Genomic DNA, 19,202 nt, shown 5'->3' with positions numbered 1-19,202 from the left:
TCGCCGGAACACGGTTAATCTCCCTCCGAGACCGAAGGGGAGGGGGGACCTCATGCGCTTACCGTTGATCGCGTTCGTCGTGCTTGCCGCCGGCGTCACCGCCGCCTGCGCCTATCGGGGCGATTACGGCTACGCGCACGACCCCTATGGCGAGGAAGGGATGCGCTACGGCGAATATTCCTATCTCGGCGACCGCTTCGCCGGACGGGGCGCCGACCTTCTCGATCCGTGGCTGGCCGATACCGAAGAGGGGCGCACGATCGTCGCGGCCGGGTTCAGCGGCGCGGCGAACGGCCGGATCGGTGTCGGCACGGCCGATCGCGCAAACGTCTGGTTCCGGCGCTATGCCGATACCGATGCCGACTTGCGCCTCACCGACGAGGAAATCCGTGTCGCGCTGGTGCAGGCCGCGCGCGACCAGGATTACTGGTAGGCGCTTCAAGCCTCAGGATAGGCGATCGCGACAACTTCATATTCGCAGCTCCCTGCGGGCAGCGGCACGCTTCTGACATCGCCGATCGCGGCGCCGCGCACCGCCCGCGCGATCGGCGACGACCAGCTCACCCGGCCCGCGCCCGCGTCCATCTCGTCCTCCCCGACGATGGTGATGACGCGTTCGCAATCCTCCTCGTCGGCCAGTGTCACGGTCGCGCCGAAATAGACGCGCGCCTTGTCCGGCTGCGCGGCGGGATCGACGACCTGCGCCTTCTCCATCCGCTTCGACAGAAAATTAATCCGCCGGTCGATTTCGCGGAGCCGCTTGCGGCCGTAAATATAGTCGCCGTTCTCAGACCGGTCGCCGTTGCCTGCCGCCCAGGCAATCGTTTCGAGCAGCTTTGGCCGCTCGTCGCCGTAGAGCGCGTCATATTCGACACGCAGCGCCTTATACCCCGCTGGGGTGATGTAGTTCGGGCGGTCCCCCATGCCGCGCGTCAGCCCGGGCGGCTGGTCTTGCCGAGATACCAGGACAGGCGGTGGCGATCGGGCGAGCGTGCGCGATCGGGGTGCATCGCATCATAGACCACCGCATTTTCCAGCACGCGCTGCACATAGTTGCGCGTCTCGAAGAAGGGGATGTCCTCGATCCACTGGATCACGTCGACGCTCGGCAGCCGCGGATCGCCATTGGCGGCGAGCCATTTGTTCACGTTGCCCGGCCCCGCATTGTAAGCAGCGATCGCGAGCGGTGCATAATTGCCGTAGCGCTGCAGCAGCCCCTGAAAATAATGGCTGCCGAGCATGATATTGTACTGCGGATCGCTGATCAGCCGGCCGAGATCGTAGGACATGCCGAGCTTGCCCGCCGTCTCGCGCGCGGTACCGGGCATGAGCTGCATCATGCCGCGCGCGCTGGCCGAGCTGACCGCGGCGCGATCGAACGAGCTTTCCTGCCGCATGATCGCGTGGTTGAGCGTCCACTGGCTCGAATAGGCTGGCGGCACCGGCACTTCGGGAAAGCTGTCGCGGGCGTAGAAGCTGTCGCCGCTGGTGCGCGCGTTGCGGGCGATCCAGACGCCGAGATCGGGGCGGCCGATCTGCCGCCCGAACTCGCTCGCGACCTGCCGTTCCTCGTCGCTCTCGATCTGTTCGGAGAGAGCGCGGACGAACAGCGACTGATCTGTATGCTGGCCCATCTGCCCGAGAAGCTGTGTGGCGGCGACGAGATCGCGCTGTGCGAAGCGCTGGCGCGCCGACGGGCTGGGCGTGACGGCAGCGGCGGGCGGCGGTGCGACGCGGCGATCGAGCCGCTCGAGCGCGAGCTGGCCGTAGAATTGATCGTTGAAACGCGCCGCCCGGTTGAACAATTGCTGTGCGCGCTCGGTTTGCCCCGCCTGCTGCGCGGCGCGCCCGGCCCAGTAGAAGCCCTTGGTCTGCGTCTGCGGCGAGCGGGCCGCGTTCGCATATTTCTCGAACAGCACCACAGCATCTGCGGGGCGGTTGAGCTTCAGCAGCGCCGAAGTTCCGCCGAGCCAGGCGATGCTCGTATATTTGTCGCGCTCGCCATAGGATTTGGCGCTGACGTCGGTGCCCGCCGGATAGGCGTCGTCGACCTGCGCGGCGATCTGATAGGCGGTCATCCAGTTGCGATCCGCCGCCGCCGCCCGCGCCATCGTCAGCAAAGTGTCATACCATTTGTCGGCGTCCGCGGGACGGGTGACGAGCGTGCGCGATCGCGCCAGCGTCAGCCGCGCCGCCGCGCTCTGGTTGGTGTTGCGCAGATAATTAGCCCGGTCCTTGAGGACGCCGGCTTCCTGCTCGGCGGCGCGGCCCAGCGCGGCGACGCGCGATTCGGCGTCGGGCATCCGCGTCTGGAGTGCGATGCGGGTATCGTAAATCTGGCGGCGGCCCGCGGAGGCCATCGGCAGCACGCGCTGCGCGCTCGCGACGTCATTGTTGTCGAGCAGCATCTCCAGCCGCGCGTCATGGTCGCGCTGATCGAAGGTCGATCCGAATTGCGCGAGCAGCCGGTCCTCGTCGGGGCGCGGCAAGAGGCCGCCGCGCCATGCCGAGCGGGCCGCCTCGCGCGCTTCCTGCGTGCGGCCGAGCGCCTGGAGCGCAAACGCCTGGCGCGCGAAGCCGGTGTTGGTGAGCGGCGGATGGACGCGGAAGAAGGCGACCACATCGCTCGGCGACGTGCCGGAATCGAGATTGATCGCGCGCTCGGCGGTGCGGCGCATCGCCGTTTCGCCCGGCCAGCCGCGATAGCGGGTCAGGAACGCGGAATAGGACGAGAAGGGATAGCTGTCGCTTTGACGCAGGCTGTTCCACTGCGCGATCGCCTGGCTGACGTTCGCGGTCGGCTGGATGCGCTGCTGATATTGCTGCTGTGGTTGTTGTTGCTGATAGGCCGGCGGCTGCGCCTGCTGCTGACCCGGCGCGTATTGCGCGAGGCGAACCGGGGGCTGGGGGTTGACCGTGGCGGCCACCGCTGCGGCGGAAACGGCGGTGAGGGCGAGCGTCGCGATCCTTGTCTGCATGCTGGACAGAATGTGGTCCCCCTCCTTATCAGACGCTGAACGATCCCCGAACCGCCCGTCTTAGCGGTTGTTTATGAACGGATCGCTCCGGCAGGTGAAGGAGATAGTGATGTTTCGCGGGTCGATCCCGGCTCTGGTGACTCCTTTTCGCGACGAGGCGTTCGACGAGGGCGTCTATCGCGATTTCGTCGAATGGCAGATCGCCGAGGGAACCCATGGGCTCGTCTCGTGCGGCACCACTGGCGAAGCATCAACGCTGAGCTTCGAGGAGCATTTCGCGGTCGTCGCCGCCTGCGTCGATCAGGCGAAGGGGCGGGTGCCGGTCATCGCCGGCTGCGGATCGAACGACACGCGGGTCGCGGTCGCCAATGTCAAAAAGGCTGCCGAAGTCGGCGCCGATGCGGTCTTGCTCGTGCCACCTTATTACAACCGTCCCAATCAGGAGGGCATCTACCGCCACTTCGAGGCCGTCGCGCAGGCGAGCGCGCTGCCGGTCCTCCTCTACAACGTGCCGGCGCGCACGGTAACCGACATCCAAGTTGAGACGGCGGGCCGGATCGTGAAGGACTTCCCCAACATCGTCGGCATCAAGGACGCGACCGGCATGTTGGGCCGGGTGACCGCGCACCGCGCCGCGTGCGGGCCGGACTTCATCCAGATTTCCGGGAATGACGACACCGCACTCGGTTTCATGGCGATGGGCGGCGCTGGCTGCATCTCGGTGACCGCGAACGTCGCGCCGCGGCTCTGCGCCGATTTTCAGAACGCCTGCCTCGGCGGCGAATGGGCCGAAGCGCTGCGGCTGCAGGACCTTCTTTATCCGCTGCACATGGCGCTGTTCACCGATGCTTCACCCGGCCCGGTCAAATATGCGCTCACTCGCGTGCGCAAAGATTTCCCCTCCGCTCTCCGCTTGCCCATGACGTCCGCCGGCGAAGCGAGCCGTCGCGCCGTCGACGCGGCGCTGGCGCACGCCGGGCTCACCTGATGGCCCGTCCGCGCCCCGAGACGTTCGACAAGCAGAATGTGGTCGCCGAGAACCGACGCGCGCGCTTCGATTATGCGATCGAGGACAAATATGAGGCGGGCATCGCGCTGACCGGCACCGAGGTGAAGTCGCTGCGCTCCGGCGAAGGATCGATCGCCGAGAGCTATGCCGAGGTCAAAGACGAGCAGGTGTGGCTGATCAACGCCAACATCCCCGAGTTCAGCCACGGCAACCGTTTCAATCACGAGCCAAAGCGCCCCCGCAAACTGCTGCTCCACGAGCGTGAAATCGCCAAGCTGCACGGCGCCGTCGCGCGCGAGGGCATGACGCTGGTGCCGCTTTCCGTCTATTTCAACGGCCGCGGCCGCGCCAAGGTCGAGCTGGCGCTCGCCCGCGGTCGCAAGGCGCCCGACAAGCGCGAATATCAGAAGGAAAAGGACTGGAAGAGGGAGCAGGGCCGCCTGCTGCGCGAGCGTGGTTGAGCGGATCGGCCGCTGGATCGCGGCGAACACGCCGGATCGCGAGGAGCTTGCCAAGAGCCGCTGGCTGAAGCCCGTCGCGCATCGCGTGCTGCGCAGCGACCTGTGGCGCTTCACCCGCCGGTCGGTGCCGCGCGGTGTCGCCGTCGGGCTCCTGATCGGCATCTTCCTGATGATCCCGGGGCTTCAGATCATCGGCGCGGCGCTGCTCTGTGTGCCGTTCCGCGGCAACATCCCGATCGCCGCAGCGATGACCTTCCTATCGAACCCGGCGACGACGCCGTTCATCATGGTCGCGTCGATCTATATCGGCAACAAGCTTGGCTTTCACGCCGATCTCGCCTCCTTCTGGCGGCTATACGACAGCGGCGCCGGCGCCAAGGAATGGCTGCGCTGGCTGGCGTCCGATGCGGCGCCATCGCTCGTCACCGGCCTCTTCATCATCGCCGCGATCAGCGCCGTGATCGGCTATGTCGGCTCGGTCTGGGGCTGGCGCTGGTGGACGGGGCGCAAATGGCGCCGCCGCGTATGGGCTGCCAAGATCCGCGATTGATCCCAGGCGCTTCGGCGCTATAGTGTCTTAATACCCCACATCGCACCAAGGATATGTCATGCGCTACCTGATCGCTCTGCTGTGGGCGTCCACGGCTGTTGCCGGTTATGCCGTTTCCGCCGCCGCGCAGGATGCACCGGCGCCCGCCGCGGCGCCTGCCGCCGCTGCCAAGCCGACGATCGGCGATTTCGGGTTCGACGCTGCCGGCATGGACCGCAGCGTCAACGCTGGCGATGATTTCTACGCTTATGCCAATGGCACGTGGGCGAAGGACACCGCAATCCCGGCGGACCGCTCCAACTACGGCATGTTCACCATGCTCGAGGAGCTTTCCAACGAGCGGACCCACAAGATTCTCGAGGAACAGCAGAAGGCGGCCGGCTCGAAGAGCGGCGATTTCTACGCGAGCTTCATGGACCGCGCGGCGGTCAACAAGGCGGGGATCGCGCCGCTGCAGCCCACGCTGAAGGAAATCGACGGCGCCGACACCCCCGCGGCGCTCACCGCGGTGATGGGCAAGCTCAGCCGCAAGGGGATCAATCTTCCGTTCGGTACCTACGTCGACTCGGACGACAAGAGCCCCGACTCGCCGATCTTCCAGATCCTCCAGGGCGGGCTGGGGCTGCCCGACCGCGACTATTATCTTAGCGAGGATCCGGGCCTGGTCTCGAAGCGCGAGGCGTATCGCGGCTATATGGTCAAACTGATGGCGCTGGCCGGCGAGAAAAATGCCGAGGCGCGCGCCAAGGCGGTGCTCGACCTTGAGACTGAGATCGCACGCCTGCACTGGACGCAGGTCGACAGCCGCGATGCCGACAAGACCTATAACAAGATGACCGCGGCCGAGCTCAAAAAGGCCGCGCCAGCGTTTAACTGGGACGGCTATCTGAAGGAAATCGGCGTTGCGCAGCAGCCGGCGTTCCTTGTCCGCCAGCCGACCGCCGTCACCGGCATGGCGGCGCTGATCGCGAAAACGCCGGCCGCGGTGCTCAAGGATTACACCAAGGTCCATACGATCGACGAAATGGCGCCCTATCTCTCGCAGCCGTTCGTCGATGCGAATTTCGCCTTCCACGGCACCTCGCTCAACGGAACGCCGGAAAATCAGGCGGACTGGAAACGCGGCGTGACGCTCGTCACCGGCGCGATGGGCGAGGAAGTCGGCAAGATCTACGTCGAACGCTATTTCCCGCCCGAATCCAAAGCTGCGGCCGACACGCTGGTCAAGAATGTGATTGCCGCGATGGACCGCCGCATCCAGGGCCTCGCCTGGATGGCGCCGGAGACCAAGGCGCGCGCCCGCGCCAAGCTCGCCGCCTTCACGCCCAAGATCGGTTATCCCGAGACGTGGCGTGATTATTCGGCGCTCACGGTCAAGCGCGACGATCTGCTCGGCAACGTCATGCGCGCCAACGAGTTCGAACATGCCCGCGGTATTGGAAAGCTCGGCAAGCCGATCGACCGGACCGAATGGTTCATGACGCCGATGACGATCAACGCCTATGCCAATTTCGCGTGGAACGAGATCGTTTTCCCGGCCGCGATCCTGCAGCCGCCTTTCTTCGATCCGTATGCCGACGCGGCGATCAATTATGGCGGGATCGGCGCGGTGATCGGCCACGAGATCAGCCACCATTTCGACGACCAGGGATCGAAATATGACGAGACCGGATCGCTCAAGGAATGGTGGACGCCGGGCGACGTCCAGCGCTTCAACGCGCTCACCGACAAGCTCGGCGCGCAGTATGACGGTTACGAGGTGTTCCCCGGCAAGTCGGTCAACGGCAAGCTGACGATGGGCGAAAATATCGGCGATCTCGCCGGCGTGACGATCGCCTATGACGCCTATCAGGCGACGCTCGGTGGCAAGCCGGCGCCCGCGATCGATGGGTTCAGCGGCGATCAGCGCTTCTATCTCGGCTGGGCGCAGGTCTGGCGGCGCAACTATCGCGACGACAATCTGCTCCAGCGGCTGATCACCGATCCCCACTCGCCCTCGAAGCAGCGCACCTATGTCGTCCGCAACTTCGACCAATGGTATAAGGCCTATGGCGTGCAGCCGGGCCAGAAGCTCTATCTCGCCCCCGACCAGCGCGTGCACATCTGGTAGCCCAAGCCGCGCTTGACCCGCTGTGCAGCGCGCGCACAGTGGGGTGATGGCGACGGCAGCATTCGATTCCGTGACTCCGCGGCAGAGGGGCCGGCTGGGTGGCTGGCCCGGCGCGGCCGCGTTGGCTGTCGCGGTGGCGTCGGCGGCGCTCGTCTTCTGGGTGCTCGGCGATCCGCTTATCGCATGCGTGTTCCTCGCGGGTCTGGTCGGCGCGGGCGCGATCCTCATTGCGCGGGGCTCCGCAGCCCCGTTGATCTTCGAGGCGGACGCGGCGGACGGGATCGACGTCGCATTGCTGCGCGCGGCGCTCGATGCCTCCAGCGCGGGCGTGGCCATTACCGGCGCGGCGGGCGATATGATCGCCGCCAACCATTGCTACGTCGGCTGGTTCGGCGGCGATACCGCGCCGCAGACGATCAGCGCGGAGGGTGCGGGCGAAGCGCTGATGAGCCACGCGCCCGGCATCGCCCGTCGCGACGGATCGGCGACACTGCCCGGTTTGCGTTTCGGCGACGTGACTTTGGACGTAACCGTCGAACCCGTCGGTCTCGGCGGCTCCTACCTACTCTGGCGCTTCACGCGTGCCGACGACATCGACCTCGTCCGCGATGCAGGGCGGCTGGTGACCGGAGAAGGCGGAAGGCGGCTGGGCGAAGCCGGGCTGATGGCCGCGCTGGTCGATGGCGAGGGGCGGGTGATCGGCGCCAACGCCGCGTTTGCGGCGCGCGCGACGGGGCAGGTCGATGGCGACGCTGCGGGCAAGTCGCTGGTCGAGATGCTGTTCGGCGGCGAGGATGGCGGGCTGCGCTTCGTATCGGAAGGGCGTGCCGCGCCGCCTCTTCATCTCATCCAGATCCCGCTCACCGATGCGGTCGAGACGCCGAGCTTCTTCGTGATGCTCGACGATCCCTCGGGCGGTTTCGGGCGGCTCGGCAAGGAAGAGAGCGCCAGCGTCAACGCGCTGGTCGATTTCCTGCCGCTGGGTCTCGCGCTCGCCAATGTGGATGGCCGCTTCGTCTATATGAACAAGGCGTTCCGCCGCGCCGCGGGGCTCGCCCGCGACGAGCTTCCCGCCTATCCCGGCGATCTCGTCGTCGATATCGACAAGGCAGCGCTTTCGGATTCGGTGCGCCGTCTGGCGCGGGGACCGGCAACCTCAAGCAGCATATCGCTCCGGCTCCGTGCGCGTCCGGAGGAGTCGGTGCCGGTCACCATCGCCGGGGTCCGGGGGCTCGGTGAGGCGGCAGTGATTCTGGCGCTGAAGGATTCGAGCGAGGAGGACAAGCTCAAGCACCAAGTTGCGCAGGCGACAAAGATGCAGGCGGTCGGCCAGCTCGCCGGGGGTGTCGCGCATGATTTCAACAACATCCTGACCGCGATCATCGGCCACTGCGATCTCATGCTGATGCGCCACACGCCGGGCGACAGCGATTATGACGACATTCAGCAGGTCCGATCCAACTCCAACCGCGCCGCTGGGCTCACGCGCCAGCTCCTCGCGTTCTCCCGCCAGCAGACGCTGCGCCCGCAGGTGCTGCAGCTTCCGGACGTGATTTCCGAGGTCTCGACGCTGCTCAAGCGGCTGATGGGCGAGACGGTGCAGCTGCAGGTGAAGCACGGTCGAAACCTGGGATCGGTTCGCGCTGACCCCGGGCAGCTTGAGCAGGTCGTCGTCAACCTTGCCGTCAACGCGCGCGACGCGATGCCGGGCGGCGGGACGCTCACCATCCAGACCTATGCGATGCCGTCGGACGAGGTGCGCAAGCTCGGCTACGAGTTCCTGCCGATCGGCGACTATACCGCGCTGAAGGTGATCGACACCGGCACCGGCATTCCGGCGAACGTGCTGCCCAAGATCTTCGAGCCCTTCTTCACGACCAAGGAAGTCGGCAAGGGCACCGGGCTCGGCCTCTCGACCGTCTACGGCATCGTCAAGCAATCGGGTGGCTTCATCTTCGCCGATTCGGAGGAGGATGTAGGGACCAGCTTCACCATCTACCTCCCCGTCAACCGCGCCGAGCCGGCGCCGACGCGTGTGAAACGTGCCGAAAGCGCGGGCGAATTGTGGGGCACCGGCACCGTCCTCCTGGTCGAGGACGAGGCGATGGTCCGCGCGGTCGCGGAGCGGGCGCTGACGCGGCACGGCTATACGGTGTTCACGGCCGAGAATGGAGAGGCTGCGCTGGAGATCCTCGCGCGCGGAGACCAGATCGATCTCATGATTTCCGACGTCGTGATGCCGACGATGGATGGGCCGACCACGGTCCGTGAGGCGCGCAAATCGCATCCCGATCTGCCGATCCTCTTCATCTCCGGCTATGCCGAGGAGCAGCTACGCAAGTCGATCGATCTGGAGCGTGTCGCCTTCCTCTCCAAGCCTTTCTCCATCCAGCGCCTGGCCGAAGCCGCGCGCGATGCGCTCGCGCAAAAATAAAATCTTTCGATTCCGGCGGGATGAACGTAAGCGCGCGAAATGTATGAACCGCGTTCCATCCTCATCGTCGAAGACGAGCCGCTGATTGCCATGATGCTCGAGGATTTCCTCGATTCGCTCGGCCACCGTATCGTCGGCACTGTCGATAGTGTCGAGGAGGCGCTGGATCGCGTCGCTCAGGGCGGGTTCGATGTCGCCATCGTCGACGTCCAGCTCCGCGGGGGCGAGAAGGTGTGGCCGGTCGCCGACAAACTCGCAGAGACGGGCGTGCCGTTCGTGCTCGCGACGGGCGGCCATGTCGATCCGCCGCCTGCCGAACATGCGGCGGTGCCGGTGTTGGCGAAACCCTATACGATCGATGCCATCCAGCCCGCGATCGAGGCCGCGATCGCCGGCTGATCGGCGCTAAGGGGAGGGGCCTTTGCCGACCGTCCTGCTGCTGATCGGCTCCAACGTCTTCATGACGATCGCCTGGTATTGGCATTTGAAGGGCGGCAACGCGAAGCCGATCCTGCTCGTCATCCTGATAAGCTGGACAATCGCCTTTGTGGAATATTGTCTTGCGGTGCCGGCCAATCGGATCGGCTATCTGAACGGCTGGACGCCTGGCCAGCTCAAGATCACGCAGGAAGCGATCGCGCTGATCGTCTTCGGCGGGTTCATGGTGCTTTATCTGGGCGAGCCGCTACACTGGCGGCACTTCGCGGCATTTGCGTGCATCATGGCCGCGGTCGCGTTCCTGTTCGTGGGGAAGTAATGCCTTACCTGCTCGTCTTTTTCGGCGGCGGACTGGGCGCGGTGTTGCGTTACATCGTGGGGCGCGGCGCCATCGCATTGTTCGGCCCCGCCTGGCCGGTCGGCACCTTCGCCGTAAATGTGATCGGCAGCGTCGCGCTCGGCCTGCTCGCAGGCTGGTTCGTCGGCCGCGGCATCGAGGACGAGCCGATCCGATTGCTGCTGGCGACGGGCTTTCTCGGCGGGTTCACCACATTTTCCGCGTTCAGCCTGGATGCGGTGTTGCTGTGGCAGCGGGGCGATACGGCCGCCGCCACGCTTTATGTCGCGGCGTCGGTGGCGGTGTCGCTCGCGGGGCTCGCGCTCGGCCTCTGGATCACCAGCACGCCCTAGGCAGGGGCGGGTTGCTGGCCGCGAAGCGGCGCCGACAGGTTGAGCATCTTCGCGGCGATCTCGCGCTCGCCCATCACCACCTGCTGCGCGCCGAGGCGGGTGAGGTGCTCCACCTCCGCGTCGGAGTGTGCGCGCGCAATGATGGCCAGGTCGGGCCGGGCCATGCGGGCCTTCTGTGATATCGCGCCGCCTTCGAACCCTTCCGGGATTGCAATGAGCAACTTGCTCGCCGTGTCGATCCCGGCCCGGTCGAGCGTCTTGGCGTCTGTGGCGTTGCCCATGATCACCGTCGAGCCATCTTCGTCGGCCTTGCGCGCGACGTCGGTCTGGTCCTCGATGACGACGAATTCGCGGTTGGTCTTGCGAAGCCCCGCCGCGATTAGCCGGCCGACGCGGCCATAGCCGATGAGTATGACGTGGCCGCTGGTCCCCTCCGGCACGCGATCGCGGCCCACCTTGGGCGCTGCGGCATCGGGGACGGGCTCACTGCGGTTGCGCAGGATCAAGCTGAAGATGAACGGGTTGAAGAAGATCGAAAAGATCGCGCCTGCAAGGACGAGATCGCGCGCCTCGGCGGGGAGGAAGCCGAGGCCGTAGCCAAGGCCGATCAGGATGAAGGAGAATTCCCCGATCTGCGCCAGGCTGGCGGAGACGGTGAGCGCCGTCTCGTTGGGATAACCGAAGGCGCGAACGATGCCGTAGGCGGCGATCGACTTGCCGAGCACGATGATCATCACCGTCGCAATCAGCGGCAGCGGCTGCTCCGTCACGATCGCCGGGTTGAACAACATCCCGACCGACACGAAGAATAGCACCGCGAACGCGTCGCGCAGCGGCAATGTTTCTTCCGCCGCGCGCTTCGAAAGTTTGGTTTCGCCGAGGATCATGCCGGCGAAGAAGGCGCCGAGCGCGAAGGAGACATCGAAGAAATAGGCCGCGCCGCCAGCGACGCCGAGCGCGATGGCGAGCACCGCGAGCCGGAACAGCTCACGCGAGCCCGTATGCACCACCCAGTGTAGCGCCTTGGGGATGAGCCGCATCCCGACGATCAACATCAGCGCGATGAAGCCGACGACCTTGGCGAGCGTGATCGCGAGCGCAGTAAAGATCGTCGCGGTGCTTTGTCCGCTCTGACCTTCGAGCGCGCCGGCGACGGCCGGCAGCAGCACCAGTGCCAGCACCATCGCGATATCCTCGACGATCAGCCAGCCGACGGCGATCCGCCCGCGCTCGGTCTGTACGAGATTGCGGGCCTGAAGCGCGCGCAGCAGCACAACCGTGCTGGCGACCGACAGCGCGAGGCCGAAGACCAGCGAGGCGGCGGTGCTCCAGCCCATCAGCCAACCAAGCCCCATGCCCATCGCCGTCGCAGTGGCGATCTGTGCGATCGCGCCGGGGACCGCGATATTCTTGACCGACATCAGATCGCGCACCGAGAAGTGCAGCCCGACGCCGAACATCAAGAGGATGACGCCGATCTCGGCCAGCTCGTTGGCGATCGCGCTGTCGGCAACGAAGCCCGGCGTGAACGGGCCGACGACGATGCCCGCGGCAAGATAGCCCGCGATGGGTGAAACCCGCAGCTTCTGCGCAAACGCTCCCAGAAAGAACGCCACGACGAGCGCAGCGACGATCGTGGTTATGAGGGGCGTGTGATGCGGCATTGCTTGCATATTTGCGGCCATGACAGACTGTTGCAACCCGGCAACGGCATGTTGCACGAAATATCCTATGGCACGCGCCGTGACGCCCGGCGCTGCGCTCCTTATAGCGGGCGGGCATTACAGGATTTTGCATGGCCCACCGTCTCGACCGGCTGAAGCCTCTGGAGGGCGATCAGCTCCGCGCCTCCAGTCCCGCTGATCACGCAGCGCTCTCGGCATCGGCCGGCACCGGCAAAACGCATGTGCTGACGGCGCGTGTGCTGCGCCTCCTGCTTTCCGGCGTCGATCCGGCGACGATCCTCTGCCTCACCTTCACCAAGGCAGGAGCAGCGGAGATGGCCGACCGCATCCACCGCCGGCTCGCGCATTGGGTGCGGCTCAAGGATGTCGATCTCGGTCTTGAGTTGCTCGCGCTGGGCGAAAGCTCCGGCCCCGAGGCGCGGGAGAATGCGCGGACATTGTTCGCCAGGGTGCTGGATGCCTCGGGCGGGGGGCTGCGCATCCAGACGATCCACGCCTTTGCGCAGTCGCTGCTCGGTTCGTTTCCGGCCGAAGCGGGGCTGGTGCCGGGATTCCGACCGCTGGAAGGGCGCGAGCAGCAGCTTCTCGAGCGCGAAACGCTGGCCGGGCTGCTCGTGGCTGCCGAGCGGAACGGCGACGATGGGCTGATCCGTGACGTCCAGGCGCTCAGCCGCCGGCTGGGCGAGGGGGGGGCGGAAGCCTTCCTGATCGCCTGCGGACGCAAGGCGGCGGCGATGACGGCTCTCGGGCCGCGCGAGACGATCGAAGCGCGCCTGCGCGCTGCCTTCGACTTGCCCGAGGGCGACATCGAGGAGGCGATCGCGGCGGCCTGCGGCGATGCGGATTTTGACATGGCGAGCCTCGCGGCGGTTGCCGAGGCCAATGCGGCCTGGGGCACGGCCACCGGCATCAAGGCGGCCGAGGCGATCACGGCGTGGCGTGGCTCCGGCCCTGCGGAGCGCGCGGTGGCGATCGAGGCGCTGGCAGCGCTGGTGCTCACCAAGACGGGCGAGATGCGCGTGGCCGCGAAGGGCTTGCTCGGCGTGTCGCCCGATTACGCGGACCATGCGGGGCGGCTTGGCGAAGCCTGCCGGCGTCTGCGCGCGATGCGCAGCGTCGCCGCGCTGGTCGCGGCGCTCGCGGCAGGGCTGCGCGCCGGCCAGGCGTTCGCCGCGGCTTATGCCGGTGCCAAGCGCGCGGCCGGGGTTGCGGACTTCGACGATATCATCCGCTGGACCGAGGATCTGCTGACGCGTCCTGGCATGGGCGACTGGGTGCGCTACAAGCTCGACCAGGCGACCGACCATATCCTCGTCGACGAGGCGCAGGACACCAATCGCAGCCAGTGGGCGATCGTCGAGGCGCTGACCGAGGAGTTTTTCGCCGGGGAGGGCGCGCGCGGGCGGCACCGCACGATCTTCACCGTCGGCGATTTCAAGCAGGCGATCTTCCGCTTCCAGGGCACCGATCCGCGCCAGTTCGAGCGGGCACGGGCGCATTTCGAGGATCGGGCGGGCGCGCTGCGCGAGGCGGCGCTGGATGCCGATTTGGAACGCCTGCCGCCCGCTTTCCTCGATCTGTCGATGGACCGCAGCTTCCGCTCGGCGCCCGAGGTGCTCGGCGTGGTCGACCGGCTGATCGCGGACCTGGGCCACGAGAAATTCGGGCTCGTCCGCCGGCCCAACCCGCACGAGAGTCACCATACTGGGCGGCCGGGCTCAGTGACGCTGTGGCAGCCGTTCAGCGATGCGGCGGATGCGGAAGAGGATAGCGGTGAGGAGGGGTGGGTCAGCGACACTGTCCGCCGCTACGCTGCCCGCCTGGCGCGCCAGATCCGTGCATGGCTCGACGATCCGTTCCACGTCGCTTCCAAGGGCCGGCCGCTGCGACCCGAGGACATATTGATCCTCGTTCGCCGCCGCGGGACGCTGGCGGCGCTGATCGTCGCGCGGCTCCATGCCGAAGGCGTGCCCGTCGCCGGTGTCGACCGGCTGCTGCTGTCGGCGCCGCTTGCGGTGCGGGATCTGCTCGCCGCCGCGCGCTTCGCGGTGCAGCCGCTCGATGATCTCAACTTCGCCGGCCTTCTCGTCTCGCCGCTGTTCGGCTGGTCGCAGGACCAGCTCTACGCGGTTGCGCGGGAGCGAAACGGAGCACTGTGGGACCGGGTGCGCGATTGCGGCGATGCCGATACGCGCGCCGGGCTGCACGCGATCCTCAACATGGCCGATTTCGCGACACCGCACGCTTTTTTCGAGGAAATTCTGTCCGGGCCGATCGCTGGCCGCCGAAAGCTCGCCGCGCGACTGGGCGCGGAAACGCGTGATCCGGTCGAGGAATTGCTGTCGAGCGCGATCGAGTTCGAGAAGGGAGGCGCGCCGTCGCTCCAGCGCTTTCTCGACTGGTTCGCGCGCGGTGAGGTCGAGGTGGTGCGCGATCCTTCGCAGCCGATGGATGCGGTGCGGGTAATGACCGTCCACGGCGCTAAGGGATTACAGGCGCCGGTGGTGATCCTCGCCGATGCCTGCGTCGACCCCGATCGGTCGCGCGGCGGTTTCGAGAGTCTCAGGCTGGCGGAGGGCGAGGACGCGGTGCCGATCTTCCGCCCGCGCAAGGCCGAGCTCGCCGAGCCGCTCAAGTCCCATCTCGAAGCGCAGGACGAGCTGGATGCGGAGGAGCATTGGCGACTGCTCTATGTCGCGCTCACGCGGGCGGAGGAGCGGCTGGTGATCGGCGGTGCGCTCGGCGCTGCCGATCGCGGTGTCCCCCCGCAAACAAGCTGGTATGCCGCGCTCGACGCCACGATCGCCGCCATGGGCGGAGATTGGGAGAAAGACGGTCATTGGGGCCGCGCCCGTACTTATGGAGCCCCTCTCACGAAGGTGGCCCGGCAAGTTGCGGTGGAGCGTACGCTCGCCTCTTTGCCCGATTGGCTCGGCAAGTCCGCGCCGGTGGAGGCGCGCCCGCCGCGGCCGCTCGCGCCCTCGTCGATCGGCGAGGACGATGTCGCCAGCCCGCCGCCGGGGCCTGCGATGCGCGCCGCTGCCGAGCGGGGGCGCCTGCTGCATCAATTGTTCGAGCGGTTGCCCGACGTACCGGCGGAAGAGCGTGCGTCGCGTGCGGATCGCTGGCTGGAGCGGGCCGGGGGGATTGCCGACGCGACGCTCCGCGGTACGCTCACCGATCAAGCCTGCGCGATCATCGCAGATCCGGCGCATGCGGAGATCTTTTCGCCGGATGCATTAGCGGAAGCGCCGATCGCGGCAGTGATCAGCGAGGGAATCGTGGTGGCAGGCAAGGTCGATAGGCTGCTGGTCACGAAGGATCGCGTCCGCTTCGTCGATTTCAAGACCGGGCGGCTGGCGCCCAACACGCTGAGCGAAGTGCCCGATCAGCATATTCGACAGATGGGCGCCTATGCGGCGGCGCTCGCCGTCATATTTCCGGGCCGTGCGGTGGAGGCGGCGCTGCTTTACACCGCGGGTCCGACGCTCATCGATCTCGATCCGGGAATGCTCGCAGCCAATCGGCCCGAATTGCAGCCTGCGGGTGGTTGAGCCGGCGCACGCGCGATCCTACATCCGTCGCACGTTCAGGAGATAGCGACAATGGCGACCAAGACCGTAACCGACGACTCGTTCCAGCAGGATGTGCTCGGCGCCTCCGGCCCGGTGCTGGTAGATTTCTGGGCCGAATGGTGCGGTCCGTGCCGCATGATCGCCCCGGCGCTGGAAGAGATCAGCAGCGAGCTCGACGGCAAGGTCACCATCGCCAAGCTCAACATCGACGAGAATCCGGATGCCCCCGCCAAATATGGCGTGCGCGGCATCCCGACGATGATCCTGTTCAAGGATGGCGCTCCGGCCGCAACGAAGGTCGGTGCGGCGCCCAAGAGCGCGCTGCAGGGTTGGCTCGAAGGCGAACTCTGAGGCCCTGAAGCAAGGCGTCGAGGGGCCTTTGCCTCTGAGGATCGGCGTCCCGGCTCAATTGACTTGACCGGGCGCCAATCCTACATCGCGCCCGGATTTCAACAGGCTGGGCGCGGTATCGTCGCGCGCGGCCGATTTGCTCATAAAAACGACTGGAACGTCCATGCTCGGCGGCATTGCCAAAGCTCTCTTCGGTTCCTCCAACGACCGTTACGTCCGCTCGCTCCGCAAGATCGTCGAGAAGGCCAATGCGCTCGAGCCGGAGATGCAAGCAATGAGCGACGACGAGCTGCGCGCCCGGACGCCGCATTTCCGCGAGCGGCTGGCCGCTGGCGAGACGCTCGACGACCTCCTGCCCGAAGCCTTCGCAACGGTCCGCGAAGCCTCGGTGCGCGTGCTCGGGATGCGCCATTTCGACGTGCAGATGATCGGGGGCATCGTGCTCCATCGCGGCTCGATCGCGGAAATGCGCACCGGCGAGGGCAAGACGCTGGTCGCGACGCTCGCGACCTATCTGAACGCGCTCGACGGCAACGGCGTCCACGTCATCACCGTCAACGACTATCTGGCCCGGCGCGATGCCGACTGGATGGGCCGCATCTACCGCTTCCTCGGCATGAGCGTGGGCGTCATCGTGCCCAACCTCTCCGACGGTCAGCGCCGCGACGCCTATAACGCCGACATCACCTACGGCACGAACAACGAGTTCGGCTTCGATTACCTCCGCGACAATATGAAGTTTGACCGCTCGCAGATGGTGCAGCGGCCCTTCAGCTACGCAATCGTCGACGAGGTGGATTCTATCCTGATCGACGAGGCGCGCACGCCGCTCATCATTTCCGGCCCGACCGACGACAAGTCGGAGATGTACAAGCTGGTCGACGCGGTCGTCCGCGACATCGAGGCCGAAGATTACGAGATCGACGAAAAGGCCAAATCGGTGGTCCTCACCGAGGACGGCACCGAGCGGATGGAGCGGCGGCTCGAGGCGGCCGGCCTGCTCGTCGGTGCCAACCTCTACGATTTCGAGAATACGCAGGTCGTCCATCACCTGAACCAGGCGATGCGCGCGAACCTGATCTTCCGCCGCGACACCGACTATATCGTCAAGGACGGCAAGGTCGTCATCATCGACGAGTTCACCGGGCGCATGATGGACGGCCGCCGCTGGTCCGACGGGCTTCACCAGGCGGTGGAAGCGAAGGAAGGCGTCAAGATCGAGCCCGAGAACCAGACGCTCGCCTCGATCACCTTCCAGAATTACTTCCGCATGTATCCGAAGCTTTCGGGCATGACCGGCACGGCGCTGACCGAGGCGCCCGAATTCTTCGACATCTACAAGATGAACGTCGTTTCGATCCCCACCAACGTGCCGGTGCAGCGGATCGACGAGGACGACGAATTCTACAAGAACCAGCACGATAAGTTCGCCGCCATCGCCAAGGCGATCAAGGCGAAGCAGGACACCGGCCAGCCGGTTCTGGTCGGCACGGTCTCGATCGAGAAGTCGGAGCTTCTGTCGGAATTTCTTCAGCGCGAGGGCGTCCGTCACGAGGTTCTCAACGCGCGCTTCCACGAGAGCGAGGCGCATATCGTGGCGCAGGCGGGCCGCATTGGCGCCGTGACCATCGCCACCAACATGGCGGGCCGCGGCACCGACATCCAGCTCGGCGGCAACGTCGAGTTCCGCGTCGCCGACGAGGCCGGCGACATGCCGGAGGGTCCCGAGCGCGACGCCGCGGTCAAGCGGATCGAGGAGGAAATCGAGGAAGAAAAGGCGCGCGTTCTCGCCGCCGGCGGTCTCTTCGTGCTCGGAACCGAGCGGCACGAGAGCCGCCGTATCGATAACCAGCTTCGCGGCCGTTCGGGCCGCCAGGGCGATCCCGGCCTGTCGCGCTTCTATCTCAGCCTCGACGACGATCTGCTGCGCATCTTCGGCCCGCAGACGATGTTCGCGCGGATGATGAACAAGAATCTGGAGGACGGCGAGGCGATCATCAGTCCTTGGATCTCCAAGGCGATCGAGACCGCGCAGAAGAAGGTCGAGGCGCGCAACTACGACATCCGTAAGCAGCTGGTCGAATTCGACGACGTGATGAACGATCAGCGCAAGGTGATCTATGAGCAGCGCTCCGACATCATGGATTCCGATACCGTCGGCGATGTGATCGAGGACATGCGCGCGGAAACGGTGAACAACATCGTCGGCGAGGCCTGCCCGCCCGAGACCTATCCGGAGCAGTGGGACATCGACCTGCTGAAGGCGCGGCTCGACGACACGTTCGCGCTCCAGCCGCCGATCGAGGATTGGCTTAAGGAAGAGGAAGTCGATCCCGAAATCCTGGTTGAGCGGATTTCCGCGCTTGCCGATCAGCAGATGGCCGACAAGATCGCGCCGCTCGATCGCGACGGCTATGTCCAGGTTGAAAAGTCGATCCTCATCGAGACGCTCGATCATCACTGGAAGGAGCATCTCTCGATGCTCGACGCGCTGCGCCAGGTGATCCACCTTCGCGCCTATGCACAGAAGAAGCCGATCGACGAATATAAGCACGAGGCCTTTGCGCTGTTCGAGCGCATGCTGGGATCGATCCGCGAGGATGTGACGCGCCGCCTTGCGCTGGCGCAATTCACGATGACCGAACCCGATCTGCCGCCGATGCCGGACTTTATCACGACCCACATCGATCCGCTGACCGGCGAGGACAATAGCGCCGACATCGATGCGGCGACGGGCAACGTCCTCTCGCGACTGCCGCCGATGCAGGCGATCCAGCCGGACATGCCCGAGGCATTCGACGAGAATGGCGCGCCGCGTGTCAGCCGCAACGCGCCTTGCCCGTGCGGATCGGGCCGCAAGTTCAAGCATTGTCACGGTGCGCTCGCCGAGGGCGGAGCCGCGCAAGCCTGATCACATGCGG

The 19,202-nt window shown here is 66.1% G+C and carries 15 protein-coding genes; 12 read left to right on the top strand and 3 right to left on the bottom strand.

The genetic code is table 11. The features are described from left to right. Positions 1–52: 52 nt before the first annotated feature. Entirely contained in the window at positions 53–433 is a 381-nt protein-coding gene (locus tag B9N75_RS13650; RefSeq protein ID WP_085219285.1) for a hypothetical protein, read from the top strand. A 5-nt stretch (positions 434–438) separates the two neighbouring features. Here the strand turns inward: B9N75_RS13650 and greB are convergent, their stop codons facing one another. Next, on the bottom strand, positions 439–924 hold the full coding sequence (gene greB / locus B9N75_RS13645; RefSeq protein ID WP_085219284.1) for a transcription elongation factor GreB: 486 nt from the start codon (positions 922–924) through the stop codon (positions 439–441). An 8-nt stretch (positions 925–932) separates the two neighbouring features. Further along, positions 933–2,978, bottom strand: a complete 2,046-nt coding sequence (locus tag B9N75_RS13640) for a lytic transglycosylase domain-containing protein (RefSeq protein ID WP_085219283.1) — start codon at positions 2,976–2,978, stop codon at positions 933–935. A gap of 109 nt (positions 2,979–3,087) precedes the next feature. Here B9N75_RS13640 and dapA point away from each other — a divergent pair, with 109 nt between their 5' ends. Genes dapA through crcB form a run of 8 tightly spaced genes read left to right on the top strand, consistent with a single transcriptional unit; the run spans position 3,088 to position 10,670 of the window. Further along, a complete protein-coding gene (gene dapA / locus B9N75_RS13635) occupies positions 3,088–3,966 on the top strand; it encodes a 4-hydroxy-tetrahydrodipicolinate synthase (RefSeq protein ID WP_085219722.1) in 879 nt (292 codons plus the stop codon). Further along, positions 3,966–4,448: an SsrA-binding protein SmpB gene (smpB, locus tag B9N75_RS13630; protein WP_085219282.1), complete on the top strand. Its 483-nt coding sequence runs from the start codon at positions 3,966–3,968 to the stop codon at positions 4,446–4,448. The genes dapA and smpB overlap by 1 nt, the downstream gene beginning before the upstream one ends. Further along, positions 4,441–4,998, top strand: a complete 558-nt coding sequence (locus B9N75_RS13625) for a DUF2062 domain-containing protein (protein WP_085219281.1) — start codon at positions 4,441–4,443, stop codon at positions 4,996–4,998. The genes smpB and B9N75_RS13625 overlap by 8 nt, the downstream gene beginning before the upstream one ends. A gap of 58 nt (positions 4,999–5,056) precedes the next feature. Further along, positions 5,057–7,108 carry a M13 family metallopeptidase gene (locus tag B9N75_RS13620; protein ID WP_085219280.1) on the top strand — a complete coding sequence of 684 codons (2,052 nt, stop codon included), beginning with the start codon at positions 5,057–5,059 and terminating at the stop codon, positions 7,106–7,108. 46 nt (positions 7,109–7,154) lie between these two features. After that, complete coding sequence (locus B9N75_RS13615; protein ID WP_085219279.1) at positions 7,155–9,542, top strand: response regulator; 2,388 nt, start codon at positions 7,155–7,157, stop codon at positions 9,540–9,542. Positions 9,543–9,581: 39 nt separating this feature from the next. After that, the gene (locus tag B9N75_RS13610) at positions 9,582–9,941 is read left to right on the top strand and encodes a response regulator (RefSeq protein WP_085219278.1); all 360 of its coding nucleotides are present in this window, start codon (positions 9,582–9,584) and stop codon (positions 9,939–9,941) included. A 22-nt stretch (positions 9,942–9,963) separates the two neighbouring features. Then, a complete protein-coding gene (locus B9N75_RS13605; protein ID WP_085219277.1) occupies positions 9,964–10,299 on the top strand; it encodes a DMT family protein in 336 nt (111 codons plus the stop codon). Beyond that, the gene (gene crcB / locus B9N75_RS13600) at positions 10,299–10,670 is read left to right on the top strand and encodes a fluoride efflux transporter CrcB (RefSeq protein WP_085219276.1); all 372 of its coding nucleotides are present in this window, start codon (positions 10,299–10,301) and stop codon (positions 10,668–10,670) included. The genes B9N75_RS13605 and crcB overlap by 1 nt, the downstream gene beginning before the upstream one ends. Here the strand turns inward: crcB and ybaL are convergent. Beyond that, complete coding sequence (gene ybaL / locus B9N75_RS13595) at positions 10,667–12,334, bottom strand: YbaL family putative K(+) efflux transporter (protein ID WP_085219275.1); 1,668 nt, start codon at positions 12,332–12,334, stop codon at positions 10,667–10,669. The two genes, crcB and ybaL, sit on opposite strands and share 4 nt — an antisense overlap. Before the next feature lie 131 nt (positions 12,335–12,465). Between ybaL and addA the strand changes: the two genes are divergently transcribed. The 3 genes from addA to secA all read left to right on the top strand — a co-directional run bounded on the left by addA (position 12,466) and on the right by secA (position 19,192). Beyond that, on the top strand, positions 12,466–15,909 hold the full coding sequence (gene addA / locus B9N75_RS13590) for a double-strand break repair helicase AddA (protein ID WP_085219274.1): 3,444 nt from the start codon (positions 12,466–12,468) through the stop codon (positions 15,907–15,909). A gap of 51 nt (positions 15,910–15,960) precedes the next feature. Beyond that, positions 15,961–16,281: a thioredoxin TrxA gene (gene trxA / locus B9N75_RS13585; protein WP_085219273.1), complete on the top strand. Its 321-nt coding sequence runs from the start codon at positions 15,961–15,963 to the stop codon at positions 16,279–16,281. Between the two features lie 163 nt (positions 16,282–16,444). Beyond that, the gene (gene secA, locus B9N75_RS13580) at positions 16,445–19,192 is read left to right on the top strand and encodes a preprotein translocase subunit SecA (RefSeq protein WP_085219272.1); all 2,748 of its coding nucleotides are present in this window, start codon (positions 16,445–16,447) and stop codon (positions 19,190–19,192) included. Positions 19,193–19,202 lie beyond the last annotated feature (10 nt).

Origin of the sequence: Allosphingosinicella indica (assembly GCF_900177405.1) — a bacterium.
GTDB lineage: Bacteria > Pseudomonadota > Alphaproteobacteria > Sphingomonadales > Sphingomonadaceae > Allosphingosinicella > Allosphingosinicella indica.
Note: the sequence above shows the minus strand (reverse complement) of the source record. Positions and strands in the feature narration are given on the sequence as shown.